The organism is Actinosynnema sp. NPDC037264 (genome assembly GCF_055603705.1).
Genome location: NZ_JBVJVK010000018.1, coordinates 48,385 through 63,383, shown reverse-complemented (window position 1 = coordinate 63,383; position 14,999 = coordinate 48,385). Strand labels below are relative to the sequence as shown.

Sequence of the window (14,999 nt, the reverse complement as noted above, 5' to 3'; positions counted from 1 at the left end):
GAGTCACCGTGTCCGAACCGCGCCCCGCAGCCGCCCCGAACCCACCGCGCGTGGTGGTGACGGCGGGGACCACCGCGGGGACGGCGGTGCGTGAAGCGGGACTCCCGGGCAAGGGGCCGGACGCCGTCGTGGTCGTGCGCGACCCGGAGGGCCACCTGCGCGACCTGTCGTGGGCCCCGCAGGTCGACGTCGAGGTCGAGGCGGTCGCCGCCGACACCGCCGACGGCCGCAGCGTGATCCGGCACTCCGCCGCGCACGTGCTGGCGCAGGCCGTGCAGCAGCAGTTCCCCGACGCCAAGCTGGGCATCGGCCCGCCGGTCAAGGACGGCTTCTACTACGACTTCCGGGTCGACAAGCCGTTCACGCCCGAAGACCTCCAGGCGCTGGAGAAGCGCATGAAGTCGATCATCAAGGGCGCGCAGCGGTTCAACCGCCGCGTGGTCGAGTCGGTCGACGCCGCCAAGGCCGAGCTGGCCGCCGAGCCGTTCAAGCTCGAACTGGTGGACATCAAGAGCGATGTCGACACCGCCGAGGTGATGGAGGTCGGCGGCGGCGAGCTGACGATCTACGACAACCTCGACCCGCGCTCCGGCGAACGGGTGTGGGGCGACCTGTGCCGCGGCCCGCACGTGCCGACGACCAAGCACATCCCGGCGTTCAAGCTGACCCGCGTCGCCGCCGCGTACTGGCGCGGCAACGAGAAGAACCCGCAGCTGCAGCGCATCTACGGCACGGCGTGGGAGTCGCAGGAGGCGCTGGACGCGCACCTGGAGCTGCTGGCCGAGGCCGAGCGGCGCGACCACCGCAAGCTGGGCGTGGAGCTCGACCTGTTCAGCTTCCCGGACGAGATCGGCTCGGGCCTGGCGGTGTTCCACCCGCGTGGCGGGATCATCCGCAAGGCCATGGAGGACTACTCGCGCGCCCGGCACACCGAAGAGGGCTACGAGTTCGTCTACTCGCCGCACATCACCAAGGGCAACCTGTTCGAGACGTCCGGTCACCTCGACTGGTACAAGGACGGCATGTACCCGGCGATGCACCTCGACGCCGAGTACGACGACGACGGCAAGCTGCGCAAGCCCGGCCAGGACTACTACCTGAAGCCGATGAACTGCCCGTTCCACGACTTGATCTTCAAGTCGCGCGGGCGGTCCTACCGCGAGCTGCCGCTGCGCATGTTCGAGTTCGGCGGCGTCTACCGGTACGAGAAGTCCGGCGTGATCCACGGCCTGACCCGCGTGCGCGGCATGACGCAGGACGACGCGCACATCTTCTGCACCCCCGACCAGGTGCAGGACGAGCTGAAGTCGCTGCTCGGCTTCGTGCTCGGGCTGCTGCGCGACTACGGCCTGGACGACTTCTACCTGGAGCTGTCCACCCGCAACCCGGAGAAGTCCGTCGGCTCCGACGAGGTGTGGGAGCAGGCGACCGAGGCGCTGCGCGTCGCGGCCGAGGACTCCGGCCTCGACCTGGTGCCGGACCCGGGCGGCGCGGCGTTCTACGGGCCGAAGATCTCCGTGCAGGCCAAGGACGCGCTGGGCCGCACCTGGCAGATGTCCACCATCCAGGTCGACTTCAACCTGCCCGAGCGCTTCGGGCTGGAGTACACCGGCCCGGACGGCGGCCGGCAGCGCCCGGTCATGATCCACCGCGCGCTGTTCGGCTCGGTGGAGCGGTTCTTCGGCGTGCTGACCGAGCACTACGCGGGCGCGTTCCCGGCGTGGCTGGCGCCGGTGCAGGTGGTGGGCATCCCGATCGCGGACGAGCACGTCGACCACCTGCTCGCGGTGGCCAAGGAGCTCAAGGCGAAGGGCATCCGGGTCGAGGTCGACGCCTCCGACGACCGGATGCAGAAGAAGATCCGCAACCACACCACGCAGAAGGTGCCGTTCATGCTGCTCGCGGGCGGCAAGGACGTGGAGCAGGGCGCGGTGTCGTTCCGGTTCCGCGACGGCACGCAGATCAACGGCGTGCCGGTCGAGCGCGCCGTCGAGACGGTGGTCGACTGGGTGGCGCGGCGGGAGAACGCCTCGCCCACGGCGGACCTCGTCCAGTGACCGACCAGTACGAGGAGCAGGACGGGGTCGGGGTCGACGACGCGTTGCAGCGGTTGTGGACCCCGCACCGCCTCTCGTACGTGCGCGGTGAGGGCAAGGCCGTCGGCGACGAGCCCGAGGGGTGCCCGTTCTGCCGGGTGATCGGGCTGGACGACGCCGAGGGCCTGATCCTGGCGCGCGGCGAGCTGGTGTTCGCGGTGCTCAACCTGTACCCGTACAACCCCGGCCACCTGATGGTGCTGCCGTACCGGCACGTGCCCGACTACACCGACCTGACCCCGGCCGAGACGGCGGAGTTCGCCGCGTTCACCCAGAAGGCGATGCGGGTGATCCGGTCCGCCGCCTCGCCGCACGGGTTCAACGTCGGCATGAACCAGGGCGTGGTGGCGGGCGCGGGCATCGCGGCCCACCTGCACCAGCACGTGGTGCCGCGCTGGGGCGGCGACGCGAACTTCATGCCCGTGATCGGCCACACCAAGGTCCTGCCGCAACTGCTCGGCGAGACCAGGCAGCTCCTGGCCGACGCCTGGGCGGGCGCGGACTGACCCGGGCCGGGTGAGGTTTACCCGGGAGCGACCCGTGCAACGGGACAAGGGTGACTTCACCGAACACGCCCGCCCCGGTGGCCCATCGGACGATGCAGGTCGACGGGACCGACATCTTCTACCGCGAGGCAGGGCCACCGGACGCCCCGGTGGTGCTGCTGCCCCACGGTTACCCGTGCTCGTCGTTCCAGTACCGCGACTTCATGGCCGCGCTCGGCGACCGGTGGCGCCTGATCGCGCCGGACTACCCCGGCTTCGGGTACAGCGGCACGCCGGACCGCAGGCGCTTCTCCTACACCTTCGACGGCTACGCCGAGTTCCTCCGGCGGTTCACCGAGGAGGCCTGCCTCACCCGGTACGCCATCTACCTGCACGACTACGGCTCCCAGTTCGGGCTGCGGCTGGCCATGCACGCGCCCGAGCGGGTCGCCGCCCTGATCATCCAGAACGGCGACGTCTACGAGGACCAGCACGGCCCGAAGTACCGCCCGCTCAAGGAGTACTGGGCCGACCCGACCGAGGAGGGGACGTCCAGGCTCTACGCCGCGGTCAGCGCGGACGGCTTCCGCGACGAGTTCGTCGGCGAGATCCCCGAGCGGCTGGTCGAGCGCGTCTCCCCGGACCTGTGGACGTTGTCCTGGGCGCTGCTGGGCACGCCCGAGCGACGGCGGAACCTGGTCCACCTGCTGGCCGACCAGGTGAGCACGCTCGACTGGTTCGAGCGGCAGCAGGCGTACCTGCGCGAACACCGACCGCCGACGCTCATCGTGTGGGGTCCGCACGACGGCTACATGCCCGAGGGCGCGGCACGGGCCTACCTCCGCGACCTGCCGGACGCCGAGCTGCACCTGCTCGACGGCGGTCACTGGGCGTTGGAGACCGACCGCGACGAGGTCGTCGCCCTGGCGCGGGACTTCCTGGACCGGGTGCACCCGCCCGTCTCGACTGGGTGACGTCGACGGCCCGGCCCGTTCGACGGCCGCATCCCGGGCGTTCGACTCGGAGGTCCTGGGTGTTCGACCTGCCGGTCCTGGGCGTTCGACACGCGGGCGCCGGGTGTTCGACACGCGGATGGGAGAAAGTTCAACCTTTTTTGGGTTCGGCTTGAACGGACGGTGGGGCTGTCTCGTTCAGACCGGGTGTCCACGCCCGGCTGACGAGAGGTGCACACCCTGTGACGGCCATGACCGAGCCCGACGCTGTGCTGGCGCTGCCCCCGGACGACCGCCCCCTGTTCCGCCGATTCGGCCGCGGCCCGAGTGCGACACCGCCGTTCCGCCGGATCCACCACGCCTTCGAGTCGCACGCGGCACGATCGCCGCACGCGCGGGCGGTCGAGCACGAGGGCGTCTGCCTGACCTACGGCGAGCTCGACCACCGCGCGAACGTGGTCGCCGCCGAACTCCTGGACGCGGGCGTGCACCCCGGTGATCACGTCGGCGTCTTCTTAACGCGCTCGGTCCACCTCGTCGTCGGCATCCTCGCGGTGCTCAAGGTCGGCGCGGCGTACGTGCCGCAGGACGTGCGGATCACGCCGAAGGCCCACCTCGACCACGTCATCCGCACCGCCGACATCGACGTCGTGCTGACCACCGACGAGCACGCCCGGCACGTGCGCGGCCTCGCCGCGCCGAAGGTCCTCGCCCTCGACGCGCTCCCGGACCGCCGCGTCGGCCCGCCGCGCGCGGAGCCCGGCGACACGGCCGTCGTCATCTTCACCTCGGGCACGACCGGCGTGCCCAACGGCGTCCGCGTCACCCACGCGAACCTGTGCAACGTCCTGCTCACCGCACCGGGCGACCTCGGCATCCGACCGGGCGACCGGGTCGCGCAACTGCTCAACATCGCGTTCGACATGGCGGTGTGGGAGCTGTTCGGCGCGCTGGCCCACGGCGCCACGTCCGTCATCCGCGGCCGGGACATCGGGGAGACGGCGAAAACCGCCACCGTCCTCATCGCGACACCGGGCGTCCTGTCCACAGTGGACCCCGACGCGTGCCCCGACGTGCGCACCGTCGCCGTGGCCGGAGAACGCTGCCCCAAGCCCCTGGCCGACGCCTGGTCCGCCCGCGCCGCGTTCCACAACGCCTGCGGCCCCACCGAAGTCACGATCGTCAACACCGTGCAGCGCTACGACCCGGCGACGGGCCGCCTCACCATCGGCCGCCCCGTGCCCAACAGCACGGTCTACGTGCTCGACCAGGACCTGCGGCCGTGCCGGATCGGCGAGGTCGGCGAGATGTGGGCGGGCGGCGCCTGCGTCACGGCGGGCTACCTCGGCAACGACGTGCTGACCGCCCAGCGCTACCGCCCCGACCCGTTCCTCGGCGGCGACCACCTCATGTTCCGCACCCGCGACCTGGGCCGGTGGACGCCGGACGGCGAGCTGGAGCACCACGGCCGCACCGACGACCAGGTCAAGGTCCGGGGCTTCCGGGTCGAGCTGGACGCGGTCACCTCCGCCCTGGAGACCACGCCCGGCTGCGCCCGCGCGACCACCGTCCTGCACGACGGCAGGCTCGTCGGGTTCGTCAGCCCCGCCTCCGTCGACCCCCGGGCGGCCACCGACGCGGTGGCGGGCGCCCTGCCGTACTACTGCGTGCCGTCGCTGGTCGTCGCGGTGGACGACCTGCCGATGACCGCGCGCGGCAAGGTGGACCGGGCCGCGCTGTCGTCGCTGGTGACCGTCGCATGACGACCACGCGCACCGACACCCCGTCCGCGCTGGGGCTCAGGCTCCGCAAGCGACCGTTCACCCACCACAACCGGCTCGCCGCCGCCGTCGTCCTGGTCAACGTGATCGCGGCGTTCGGGGTGGACGACGCGCGAGCGCTCGCCGACCTGGTCGTCGCCAACGTCACCTTGGCCGTCCTGATCCGCCAGCAGCACGTGATCAACCTGCTGTTCCGGCTCGCCACGAGCGCGCCGACGACGTGGCCGCTGCGGGTCCGCTGGACGCTGGGCAAGGTCTACCACTTCGGCGGCCTGCACGTGGGCGCCGCCCTCAGCGCCACCGCGTGGTTCACCGCGCTCGCCGTGGTCCGACCCGACCCGCTCACGTGGACGATCCTCGCCCTGATGGTCGCGATGGTGGTCTTCGCCCTGCCCGCCCTGCGCGCACGCCGGCACGACGTGTTCGAGCGCGTGCACCGCTTCGCCGGCTGGACCGTGCTCGCCCTGTTCGCCGCGCACTCCTCCCGGCAGCCCGGTTTCGTCGGCTCGACCCAGTTCTGGCTGCTCCTGCTGGTCGTCGCGAGCGTCGCGCTGCCGTGGACGCGGCTGCGTCGCGTGCCGGTGCGGATCGCCAGCCCGTCGCGGCACGTCGCCTTGGTGTCGTTCGACTACGGCGTGACGCCGTTCGCGGGCTCCTCCACCGCGGTGAGCCGCCACCCGCTGCTGGAGTGGCACTCGTTCGCCAACGTGCCCACGCCCGGCCGCACGGGGTTCCGGCTCACCATCTCGCGCGCGGGCGACTGGACCGGCTCGCTCATCGACGACCTGCCGAGCCACCTGTGGGTCAAGGGCGTGCCCACCGCGGGCGTCGGCAACATCGACAAGCTGTTCACCAGGGTGGTGTGGGTGGCCACCGGCAGCGGCATCGGGCCGTGCCTGCCCCACCTGCTGTCGCGGGAGACGCCGTCGCGCCTGGTGTGGTCCACCCGCACACCCCGCGACACCTACGGCGACGAACTGGTCGACGAGATCGAGGCCGTGCAGCCGGACGCGCTGGTCTGGGACACCGTCCGCGACGGCAAGCCCGACCTGGTGGAGCTGGCGCTGCGCGCGCACCGGGAGTTCGACGCCGAAGCCGTCATCTGCATCTCGAACAAGAAGACCACCTGGCACGTCGTCGAGGAGCTGGAAGCGCGGGGCGTGCCCGCGTTCGGCGCCATCTGGGACTCGTGAGGAGACTTCGTGGACTACTCGACCTTGGTCGTCGAAGAGCAGGACGGCGTCACGACGGTCACCGTGTCCCGGCCGCGGGCGCGCAACGCGCTGTCCGGCCGCGTCCTGGCCGAACTCGACCACTTCCTGTCCGGCGTCCTCACCGGACCGGCGCCGCGGGGGATCATCCTCACCGGAGCGCCCGGTCCGGCGTTCATCGCGGGCGCGGACATCCGCGAGATGGCCGCGATGACGCCGGACGAGGGCGCGAGGTTCGGGGAGCTCGGCCAACGCGTCACCCGGCTGCTGGAGGAGGCGCCGTGCCCCGTCGTCGCGTGCGTGGACGGCTACGCGCTCGGCGGCGGGTGCGAGATGGTGCTGGCGTGCGACTTCGCCTACGCGACCCGGAACGCCGTGTTCGGCCAGCCCGAGGTCGTGCTCGGCCTCATCCCGGGCTTCGGCGGCTGCGTCCGGCTCCAGCGCCTGGTCGGGCCCGCGGTCGCCCGCGAGCTGATCTACACCGGCAGGCACGTCGACGCGCCGGAGGCACTGCGGCTCGGGCTCGTCAACGCGGTGTTCGACGACCGCCATGAGATGCTCACCGCCGCACGCGCCGTGCTCGGCCGGGTCGCCGGCAACTCGGCCACGGCGGTGTCGCTGGCCAAGGCCGCGGTCAACGCGACCAACGGCACGACCGTCGCCGCCGGCCTGGCACTCGAGCTCGACGCGTTCCGGGAGGCGTTCACCACCGACGACATGCGGGAGGGCACGGCGGCCTTCCTCGCCAAGCGCCCGCCCGCCTTCGCGGGCCCGACCCCGCTGGGCACGACCCGGGAACCGCTGCTCCACGACTAGCCGAGGAGGTGCGCGATCAACGACACTCACATCGCCCTGCTGCGCTCCCTCCACGACGAGCACGCGCCCGCCCTGTGGCGGTACGTGCGCCGGCTGACCGGGGACGACGAGCTGTCCCGCGACGTGGTGCAGGAAGCGCTGCTGCGGGCGTGGCGCAACCCCAAGGTGCTCGAACAGGGCGCGACGGCGGCTCGGGCGTGGCTCTACACGGTGGCGCGCAACGTGGTGATCGACGAGCGCCGCAGCGCACGCGCGCGCTGGGAGATCGGGTCCGAACGGCTGCCCGAACGGGCGCGCGACGACCACAGCGACTCCGCGCTGGACGCCTGGCTGGTGGCCGACGTGCTCACCCAGTTGACGCCGGAGCACCGCGCGGTGATCGTGCGTGCGTACTACATGGGGCAGTCGGTCGCCGAGCTGGCCGTCGCGCTGGACCTGCCGGAGGGCACCGTGAAGTCCCGGCTGCACTACGGTCTGCGGGCGCTGAGGGTGGCGCTGGAGGAGAAGGGGGTCACCGGACGTTGAGCTCGCCAGTCGATCCGTACCGGGACTGGGGTGCCGCGTACGTCCTCGGTTCGCTGTCGCCCGGCGAACGGCGGGAGTTCGAGGGGCACCTCCCGGGGTGCCCGGAGTGCTCGGGTGACGTCGCGTCGTTCGCGGGCGTGCCCGGCATCCTCTCGGCGGTGCCCCGTGACCGTGCGCTCGACCTGCTCGAACCCGAGGCCGCGGCCACCGAGCCGCCGCCCGCGGTGCTCGTCGGCCTGCTGGCCGCGGAGCGGGCGCGACGGTGGCGCGCGCGGGTCCTGGTGGCCGCCGCGCTGGTCGTGGCGGCGTTGACGGGGGCGGCGGTCGCGACGGCCGTGCGACCGACCGCCCCCGTCGCCGCGACCACCGTCCCGGCCACCTCGACCACCACGCCGACGCCCCCGCCCGACGTCGAGCTGCACCAGACCATGCCGAGCCCCGTGACGGCCAGCGTGCGGCTGGTGGACGAGCCGTGGGGCACCCGGATCGACGTGCTGTGCTCCTACGCCGTGCCGGACGGGCCGCCGCCGCCCGTGTTCGCCTACTCCCTGCACGTGCTCCTGGCCGACGGCGCCGCGGTGCGGGTCGCGACCTGGACGGCCGGTCCCGGCTCGACCACCCGGCCGACCGCGACGACCGAGCTGGCCCGGTCCGACATCACCGGCGTCGAGATCAGATTGGTGCAGAAGGACCTGGTCCTGCTCCGCGTCTCGTTCTGACCCCGGCCCGCGGCGGCCCGCCGGCCGCCAGGACGATCACCCGCAGGCCCGGGACCTGCTGCAAGCGCACCTGCACGACTGGATGCACGTGCGCTCGCCGAAACGGCCGCCGACGTGTCCCAGATCACCCCGGGCGACGGCCGGCGCGGCCTCAGACACCTTCCTGGCCGATCGTCAAGAGGGGTGAGCGTCGATACGGTGCGTTGCATGACCGCACCTGAGCGTTCGCGGCTGGCCCGAGAACGGCTCTCGCGCGAGTTACGAAGGCTGCGCACCGAGGCCAAGATGACCGGAACGGCCACGGCGCGCGCTACCGGGATGAGCCAGTCCAAGCTGTCGAAGATCGAGAACGGCATGCTCCTCCCGTCCGTGACCGACGTGGAGCGCCTGGTCGCCGAGCTGTCCGCGACCAGGGAGACCAGGGTCGAGCTGGTGGAGTTGGCCCGTCAGTTGCACGCCGAGGCGGAGACCCGCCGCGTGGTGCTGCACCGCGGGGCGCACCGCCACCAGCAGACCGTGGCCCGCATCGAGGCCCGTGCCACCACCAGCCGCTTCTTCCAGAACGCGGGTGTGCCCGCGCTGCTGCAGAGCGAGAACTACCTGCGGGTCGTGCACAACACGATGCCCCTGCACGAGCAGGACACGGCGATCGCCACCCTGCGCAGCCGCCGTGCCCGGATGGACGACCTGGGCAAGCGGTTCGTGTTCCTGCTGGCCGAGAGCGCGCTGCGCTGGCGGATGGGGTCCGCGGACCTGATGTGCGAGCAGATCGACCACCTCGTGCAGATCGTCCGAAGACCCAATGTGCAGCTCGGCGTGGTGCCGTGGACGGCGGACGCGAACATGGTGGCCCTGCACGGGTTCCAGGTGTACGACGAGCGGGTGGTGACGTTGAGCGTGCTGACCGGCAACGCCACCATCACCGACCCGCACGACGTGCGCGAGTACCTGGCCCTGTTCGGCAGGCTCGAACGGCTGGCGGTGCGCGGCGACGCGCTGGAGGACCTGCTGGAGCACATCTCCAGGGACCACCGCAAGCTCGGCTGAGCTGGGTGGTTAGGCTGCCGGTGACCACTTCGTCCCCGTCGGTAGGTGCCCCGCCACCCCATGCTGAACATCTTCGCCCGCGCGTCCGTTTCGCGCGTCACCGATCCGATCGGCGCGTGGCTGCTGCGCCGCGGCCTCACCCCGAACGCCGTCACGGTGCTGGGCACCGTCGGCTCCGTCGCCGTCTCGCTGTGGTTCATCCCGCGCGGGCAGCTGTTCACCGGCGCGGCGCTGGTCACCGTGTTCGTGCTGTTCGACCTGATCGACGGCGCGATGGCGCGCGCGCAGGGCGGCGGCACGAAGTTCGGCGCCGTGCTGGACGCGAGCTGCGACCGGATCGCCGACGGCGCGCTGTTCGCCGCCATCGCCTGGTGGGCGTTCGGCGCGGGCGAGCACGGCCTGGCCGCGGCGACCCTGGTCTCGCTGGTCGGCGCCCAGGTCACGTCCTACGTGAAGGCCCGGGCCGAGGCGTCCGGGCTCTCCGCCGACGGCGGGCTGGCCGAGCGCGCCGAGCGGTTCATCGTGGCCCTGGTCGGCGTCGGCCTGCACGGGCTCGGCGTGCCCTACGTCCTGCCGGTGGCGCTGTACCTGCTGGCCGCGCTGGTGTCGATCACCGTGGTGCAGCGCATCCTGGCCGTGAGCCGCGCCGCGAAGGAGCTCGGTACGTGACCGCTCGCGACATCAAGGGCACCCTGGTCGACCTGGGCTACGCGGCCGGGTGGCGCCTGGTGCGGCTGCTGCCGGAGAGGGCGGCGCGGGCGCTGTTCGACGCGGTCGCCGACCGGGCCGCCGGGCGTGGCGGCGGTGGCGTGCGGCAGCTGCGGTCCAACCTGCGCCGGGTCGTGCCGCAGGCGGGCGAGGCCGAGCTGGACGAGCTGGTCCGGCTGGCCGTGCGCTCCTACGCGCGGTACTGGCGCGAGGCGTTCCGGATGCCGTCGCTGGACCAGCGGGAGCTCTACGCCGAGCTGGACCGGACGATGACCGGCGTCGAGAACCTGGACGCGGCGCTGGCCGAGGGACGCGGCGCGGTCATCGCGCTGCCGCACTGCGGCAACTGGGACATGGCGGGCGTCTGGCTGGTCGGGCACTGCGGCACGTTCACCACCGTCGCCGAGCGGCTCAAGCCCGAGTCGCTGTACCGGCGGTTCATCGCGTTCCGGGAGAGCCTGGGCTTCCAGGTCGTGCCGCTGACGGGCGGCGACCGCAACCCGGCGCTCGTGCTCGCCGAACGACTGCGGGCGAACCAGGTCGTCTGCCTGCTCGCCGACCGCGACCTCACCGCGGGTGGCGTGCCCGTGACGTTCTTCGGCGAGCGCACCATGATGCCCGCCGGCCCCGCGCACCTGGCCGCGACCACCGGCGCGGCGCTGATCCCGGCCGGCCTCTGGTTCACCGAGGACGGTTGGGTCATCCGGCTGCACCCGCCGATCCGGGTCCCCGGCACGGCGGGCGTGCCCGCGGCGACCCAGCAGATGGCCGACGTGTTCGCCGCCGACATCGCCGCGCACCCCACCGACTGGCACATGATGCAGCAGCTGTGGCTGGCCGACCTGCCGGAGAGCAGGCAGAAGGCGCTGCGCCGGGTCCTGGCCCGCCGGGGGGAATCCGCGTGAAGGTCGGCATAGTCTGCCCGTACTCCTTCGAAGTGCCAGGGGGAGTGCAGGCGCACGTGGTCGACCTGGCGCGCGCGCTGCGCGGCCTCGGGCACGAGGTGGAGGTGCTGGCGCCCGTCGACGACGACACGCCGGTGCCGGAATTCGTCACCTCGGCCGGTCGGGCGGTCGCGATCCCGTACAACGGTTCAGTGGCGCGACTCTCGTTCGGACCGGTGTCGTTCACCCGCGTGCGGCGGTGGATCGCCGAGCACGACTTCGACGTGCTGCACCTGCACGAGCCGACCGCGCCGTCGTTGTCGATGCTGGCGCTGATGGTGGCCGACGGCCCGATCGTGGCCACCTTCCACACGTCGACGCCGCGCTCGAAGATGCTCTCGGCGTTCCAGGCGGTGCTGCAGCCGTTCCTGGAGAAGATCACCGCCCGGATCGCGGTGTCCGCGCTGGCCCGCCGCGTGCAGGTGGAGCACCTCGGCGGTGACGCGGTGGAGATCCCCAACGGCGTCGACGTCGGGTTCTTCGCCGACGCGACGCCCCTGGACGGCTACCCGCGACCCGGCGGCACGGTCGGGTTCGTCGGCCGGTTCACCGAGCCGCGCAAGGGCATGCCGGTGCTGCTCGAGGCGTTCCGCGAGCTCGACGCGCCGGACGTGCGGCTGCTGGTGGTGGGTCGCGGCGACGCAGACGAGCTGCGCAAGCAGGCGGGGCCGGAGCTGGCGTCGCGGATGGTGTTCCTCGGCATGGTGGACGACGAGACGAAAGCGCGCGCGCTGCGCAGCGTGGACGTCTACTGCGCGCCCAACACCGGTGGCGAGAGCTTCGGGGTCATCCTCACCGAGGCGATGTCGGCGGGCGCGGCGGTGCTCGCCAGCGACCTCGACGCGTTCCGCCGCGTGCTCGACGACGGCAAGGCGGGCGTGCTGACCCCGGTGGGCGACTCGTCGGCGCTGGCCCGGGCGTTAGGGGAGCTGCTGACCGACCCCGGCCGGCGGGCGGACTACGTGGACGCGGCGCGGCAGCGGGTGATGATGTTCGACTGGTCGGTGGTCGCGAACCAGGTGGTGCGGGTGTACGAGAGCGCCATGGCGGCGGACCCGCGTCGGGTGGGTGAGGCGTGACGAGCTCCGGCGTCGCGACGACGTTCCTGGTGTTGCTGGCGTTGGCCGTGCTGGTCGGCCCGTGGACGCTCGGCACGGCCAACCGGCTCGACCGGCTGCACGTGCGCACGGACGCGGCCTGGGCGGCGCTGGACGCCGCCCTGGCGCGGCGCGCGGTGGTGACGCGAGCGGTGGCGGCGGTGTGCGGCAAGCCGGAGCTGCGTGCGGCGGCGGACCGGGCCGAGCGGTCGGCGCGGCCGGACCGCGAGGCGGCGGAGAACCGGTTGTCGGCGTTGCTGGACGCGCTCGACCGGTCCGTCCTGGAGCCCGCGCTGGCGGCCGAGCTGTCCGATGCGGAACAGCGGGTGGTGCTGGCCCGTCGGGTGCACAATGACGCCGTGCGCGACACGTTGGCCTTGCGCCGGCGTCGGTCCGTGCGGTGGTTGCGGCTCGCGGGCACCGCGCCGACGCCGTCCTATTTCGAGATCGCCGAACCCGGCGGTGACGCCGAGGCGTCCACGTTGACCCAGCGCGTGTCGGCGCGGGTCGTGCTGCTGGACGTCGAGGACCGGGTGCTGTTGTTCGAGGGGTTCGACCCGAGCCGGCCGGACGAGCCGTTCTGGTTCACCGCGGGCGGTGGGGTCGAGCCGGGGGAGGACGTCCGGACCGCGGCGGTGCGGGAGCTGTTCGAGGAGACCGGTGTCGAGGTCTCCGGTGACGAGCTGGTCGGTCCGGTGTGGAAGCGGCACGCCGTGTTCGCCTTCGACGGCTTGAACTACGCGGCGGTCGAGTGGTTCTTCGTCGGAAAGGTGGAGGCGGTCGACGTGGACACCTCGCGGTTCAACGAGATCGAGCAGCGGACCATTCGCCGGCACCGGTGGTGGTCGGTGGAGGAACTGGCGTCGACCGACGCCACGGTCTACCCGGCGCAGTTGGCGGAGGTGCTGCCCGACGCGCTGGTCGGGTGGGACGGCACGACCCGTTCGGTCCGATGATCGGGATCTCGAGCCGGATGGACGACGTCGTCGCCTTCTACCGCGCTCTGGAGGAGTCGGACCGGCCGCGCGCGTACTTCGAGTTCGTGGACGTCGAGGGCTGGGTGGACGAAGGCGCGCGTGCGCTCTACGAGACCGTGGAGCACGAGGGTGAGCTGATCGCGATCCGGCAGATCGAGTTACCCTCGGCGGGTGGGATGCACCGCTACTCGTGGCGGCGGATGGAGGACGCGTACGGCGGCCTCACCGACGAGCCGATCGACCCGCACGACGACCCGGTGAAGCCCATACCCCGTGAGGTCTTCGTCGAGCGGTGGAACTCGTTGATGTACGAGGTGTGACGGCGCTCGACCCGTTGCGGCACAGGCTGATCACCACCCCTCGGCGCCGTGCCTCGCGCGAGGCCGGACCGCGCCGCGCGCGTGCCCGCGTCGGTGACGCTCGACCCGGCCGCGCTCTGCCCGCGTCGGGACGCTCGACCTGGCCGCGCACGTGCCCGCATCGGTCACGCTCGACCTCACCGGCGCCGAGCCGATCGGCCGCGGCCTGAGGGCTCCTACCGGCAGGGCGTGCCGGCCCGGACCCCGGCCACCGGTGTGCCCGCCGCCACCAGCGTGCAGCGTGTCCGCGTGACCAGCGTGCGGAGTGCCCGCCGCCGGCGTGCGGAGTGTCCGCCGTCGCCGCCGGCGGGCACGACCGGTTGGCGGCGGCGTCACCCCGGCGCGGCTAGAGGATGAACGTCGCGATCATCTGCCCGAGCAACCGCACGTCGGCGTGCCCCTTGAACTCCAGCCGCACCTGACCCAGGCCGCTGAACCACAGGTCGAGCTCGGCGTCCATGTCGAACGTGCCCGCCGTCTCGATCGAGAACGCCTGCACCCGGCTGTAGGGCAGCGACGTGAAGTCCTTCTTGCGGCCGGTCATGCCCTGGACGTTCACCGCGATCACGCGCTTGTTGGTGAACACCACGAAGTCCCGGACCGTCTTGAAGCTCGACACGATCTGCTCGCCCTGGATCAGGATCGGCGACACCTGCGACGCGATGTCCTCCGGCCGGCACGGCGCCAGCTTGAAGACGGACTGCTTCTCGAAGTCGATCACGACTTCGACGGTACCGGCTACCGGGGCCACCCCGCTGGGTTCGAGCACGATTCCCGGGAGATCCCCGACCCCGTACCGGGGAAGTCCCCGAACCGGTCCGCGTGCGCGTGGGCGAAGAAGTAGCAGAACGCCTCGCACTCGGCGTCCACCACCGCCACCCGGGGATCGCGGGCCACGGCTTCGTAGAACTCCTGGCCGAGCGCCAAGACGAAGCCGCGCGCGTACAGGAAGCCGTCGTCCGAGCCGTCGGTGACCGCCTGGACGTCCGCCCGGTCGATGTCGTACAGCTTGCGCTCGACGACCCGGTCCAGCGCGGTCAGCTCCTCGGCGGACAGCCCCTCGCACGCCCGCGCCAACGCCCGCAGCACGCCTTCGAGGTGCTCTTCCAGCTCGGCGGCCTCCTCGAAGGCCTCCTCGGACACGTCGCGCTTGGCCAACGCGCGGCGCACCTCGTTCGGGCCGGGACCGAGACCGGCCCAGGCGTCTTCCAGCATCGCCCAGAAACGGGCCTCGTCAGCGGCGGTGGGGAGAGTCATGCGGCGACGCTAGCGAGGGGGTCC

At 72.3% G+C, this 14,999-nt stretch carries 16 protein-coding genes; 14 read left to right on the top strand and 2 right to left on the bottom strand.

Annotated features, from left to right (window positions below):
* Positions 1 to 8: 8 nt before the first annotated feature.
* From thrS to ACZ7GX_RS21175, 14 genes are all read left to right on the top strand, one after another.
* Positions 9 to 2,057, top strand: coding sequence for a threonine--tRNA ligase (thrS, locus tag ACZ7GX_RS21240; RefSeq protein ID WP_498778816.1), 2,049 nt, complete (start codon positions 9 to 11; stop codon positions 2,055 to 2,057).
* Positions 2,054 to 2,602, top strand: a complete 549-nt coding sequence (locus tag ACZ7GX_RS21235; RefSeq protein WP_498778814.1) for an HIT family protein — start codon at positions 2,054 to 2,056, stop codon at positions 2,600 to 2,602. Before thrS ends, ACZ7GX_RS21235 begins: the two co-directional genes overlap by 4 nt.
* Before the next feature lie 92 nt (positions 2,603 to 2,694).
* Positions 2,695 to 3,555: an alpha/beta fold hydrolase gene (locus ACZ7GX_RS21230; protein ID WP_498778813.1), complete on the top strand. Its 861-nt coding sequence runs from the start codon at positions 2,695 to 2,697 to the stop codon at positions 3,553 to 3,555.
* Between the two features lie 230 nt (positions 3,556 to 3,785).
* Positions 3,786 to 5,297, top strand: a complete 1,512-nt coding sequence (locus ACZ7GX_RS21225) for an amino acid adenylation domain-containing protein (RefSeq protein WP_498778810.1) — start codon at positions 3,786 to 3,788, stop codon at positions 5,295 to 5,297.
* The gene (locus ACZ7GX_RS21220) at positions 5,294 to 6,508 is read left to right on the top strand and encodes a hypothetical protein (protein WP_498778808.1); all 1,215 of its coding nucleotides are present in this window, start codon (positions 5,294 to 5,296) and stop codon (positions 6,506 to 6,508) included. Before ACZ7GX_RS21225 ends, ACZ7GX_RS21220 begins: the two co-directional genes overlap by 4 nt.
* Before the next feature lie 9 nt (positions 6,509 to 6,517).
* A complete protein-coding gene (locus ACZ7GX_RS21215) occupies positions 6,518 to 7,342 on the top strand; it encodes an enoyl-CoA hydratase/isomerase family protein (protein WP_498778806.1) in 825 nt (274 codons plus the stop codon).
* Between the two features lie 15 nt (positions 7,343 to 7,357).
* Complete coding sequence (locus ACZ7GX_RS21210; RefSeq protein WP_498778937.1) at positions 7,358 to 7,867, top strand: sigma-70 family RNA polymerase sigma factor; 510 nt, start codon at positions 7,358 to 7,360, stop codon at positions 7,865 to 7,867.
* Positions 7,864 to 8,586, top strand: coding sequence for a zf-HC2 domain-containing protein (locus tag ACZ7GX_RS21205; protein WP_498778805.1), 723 nt, complete (start codon positions 7,864 to 7,866; stop codon positions 8,584 to 8,586). The genes ACZ7GX_RS21210 and ACZ7GX_RS21205 overlap by 4 nt, the downstream gene beginning before the upstream one ends.
* Before the next feature lie 207 nt (positions 8,587 to 8,793).
* Positions 8,794 to 9,633, top strand: coding sequence for a helix-turn-helix domain-containing protein (locus ACZ7GX_RS21200; RefSeq protein WP_498778803.1), 840 nt, complete (start codon positions 8,794 to 8,796; stop codon positions 9,631 to 9,633).
* A gap of 60 nt (positions 9,634 to 9,693) precedes the next feature.
* Positions 9,694 to 10,302: a phosphatidylinositol phosphate synthase gene (pgsA, locus tag ACZ7GX_RS21195; protein WP_230565608.1), complete on the top strand. Its 609-nt coding sequence runs from the start codon at positions 9,694 to 9,696 to the stop codon at positions 10,300 to 10,302.
* Between the two features lie 11 nt (positions 10,303 to 10,313).
* Positions 10,314 to 11,246 carry a phosphatidylinositol mannoside acyltransferase gene (locus ACZ7GX_RS21190; RefSeq protein ID WP_498778935.1) on the top strand — a complete coding sequence of 311 codons (933 nt, stop codon included), beginning with the start codon at positions 10,314 to 10,316 and terminating at the stop codon, positions 11,244 to 11,246.
* Complete coding sequence (locus tag ACZ7GX_RS21185) at positions 11,243 to 12,364, top strand: glycosyltransferase family 4 protein (RefSeq protein ID WP_498778799.1); 1,122 nt, start codon at positions 11,243 to 11,245, stop codon at positions 12,362 to 12,364. Before ACZ7GX_RS21190 ends, ACZ7GX_RS21185 begins: the two co-directional genes overlap by 4 nt.
* Positions 12,361 to 13,338, top strand: a complete 978-nt coding sequence (locus ACZ7GX_RS21180) for an NUDIX hydrolase (RefSeq protein ID WP_498778797.1) — start codon at positions 12,361 to 12,363, stop codon at positions 13,336 to 13,338. Before ACZ7GX_RS21185 ends, ACZ7GX_RS21180 begins: the two co-directional genes overlap by 4 nt.
* Positions 13,335 to 13,679, top strand: a complete 345-nt coding sequence (locus ACZ7GX_RS21175) for a hypothetical protein (protein WP_498778795.1) — start codon at positions 13,335 to 13,337, stop codon at positions 13,677 to 13,679. The genes ACZ7GX_RS21180 and ACZ7GX_RS21175 overlap by 4 nt, the downstream gene beginning before the upstream one ends.
* A gap of 385 nt (positions 13,680 to 14,064) precedes the next feature.
* Here ACZ7GX_RS21175 and ACZ7GX_RS21170 read toward each other — a convergent pair whose 3' ends face one another.
* Positions 14,065 to 14,439 carry a PH domain-containing protein gene (locus ACZ7GX_RS21170; RefSeq protein ID WP_053714859.1) on the bottom strand — a complete coding sequence of 125 codons (375 nt, stop codon included), beginning with the start codon at positions 14,437 to 14,439 and terminating at the stop codon, positions 14,065 to 14,067.
* A 17-nt stretch (positions 14,440 to 14,456) separates the two neighbouring features.
* A complete protein-coding gene (locus ACZ7GX_RS21165) occupies positions 14,457 to 14,975 on the bottom strand; it encodes a DUF4240 domain-containing protein (RefSeq protein WP_498778792.1) in 519 nt (172 codons plus the stop codon).
* Positions 14,976 to 14,999 lie beyond the last annotated feature (24 nt).

What these genes read in the sequence shown, in the direction of transcription:
- ACZ7GX_RS21225 (WP_498778810.1), top strand. Translation starts at nt 3,786, where the DNA reads ATGACCGAGCCCGACGCTGTGCTGGCGCTGCCCCCGGACGACCGCCCC.
- ACZ7GX_RS21220 (WP_498778808.1), top strand. Translation starts at nt 5,294, where the DNA reads ATGACGACCACGCGCACCGACACCCCGTCCGCGCTGGGGCTCAGGCTC.
- ACZ7GX_RS21165 (WP_498778792.1), bottom strand. Translation starts at nt 14,975, where the DNA reads ATGACTCTCCCCACCGCCGCTGACGAGGCCCGTTTCTGGGCGATGCTG.
- pgsA (WP_230565608.1), top strand. Translation starts at nt 9,694, where the DNA reads ATGCTGAACATCTTCGCCCGCGCGTCCGTTTCGCGCGTCACCGATCCG.
- ACZ7GX_RS21175 (WP_498778795.1), top strand. Translation starts at nt 13,335, where the DNA reads ATGATCGGGATCTCGAGCCGGATGGACGACGTCGTCGCCTTCTACCGC.
- ACZ7GX_RS21230 (WP_498778813.1), top strand. Translation starts at nt 2,695, where the DNA reads ATGCAGGTCGACGGGACCGACATCTTCTACCGCGAGGCAGGGCCACCG.
- ACZ7GX_RS21200 (WP_498778803.1), top strand. Translation starts at nt 8,794, where the DNA reads ATGACCGCACCTGAGCGTTCGCGGCTGGCCCGAGAACGGCTCTCGCGC.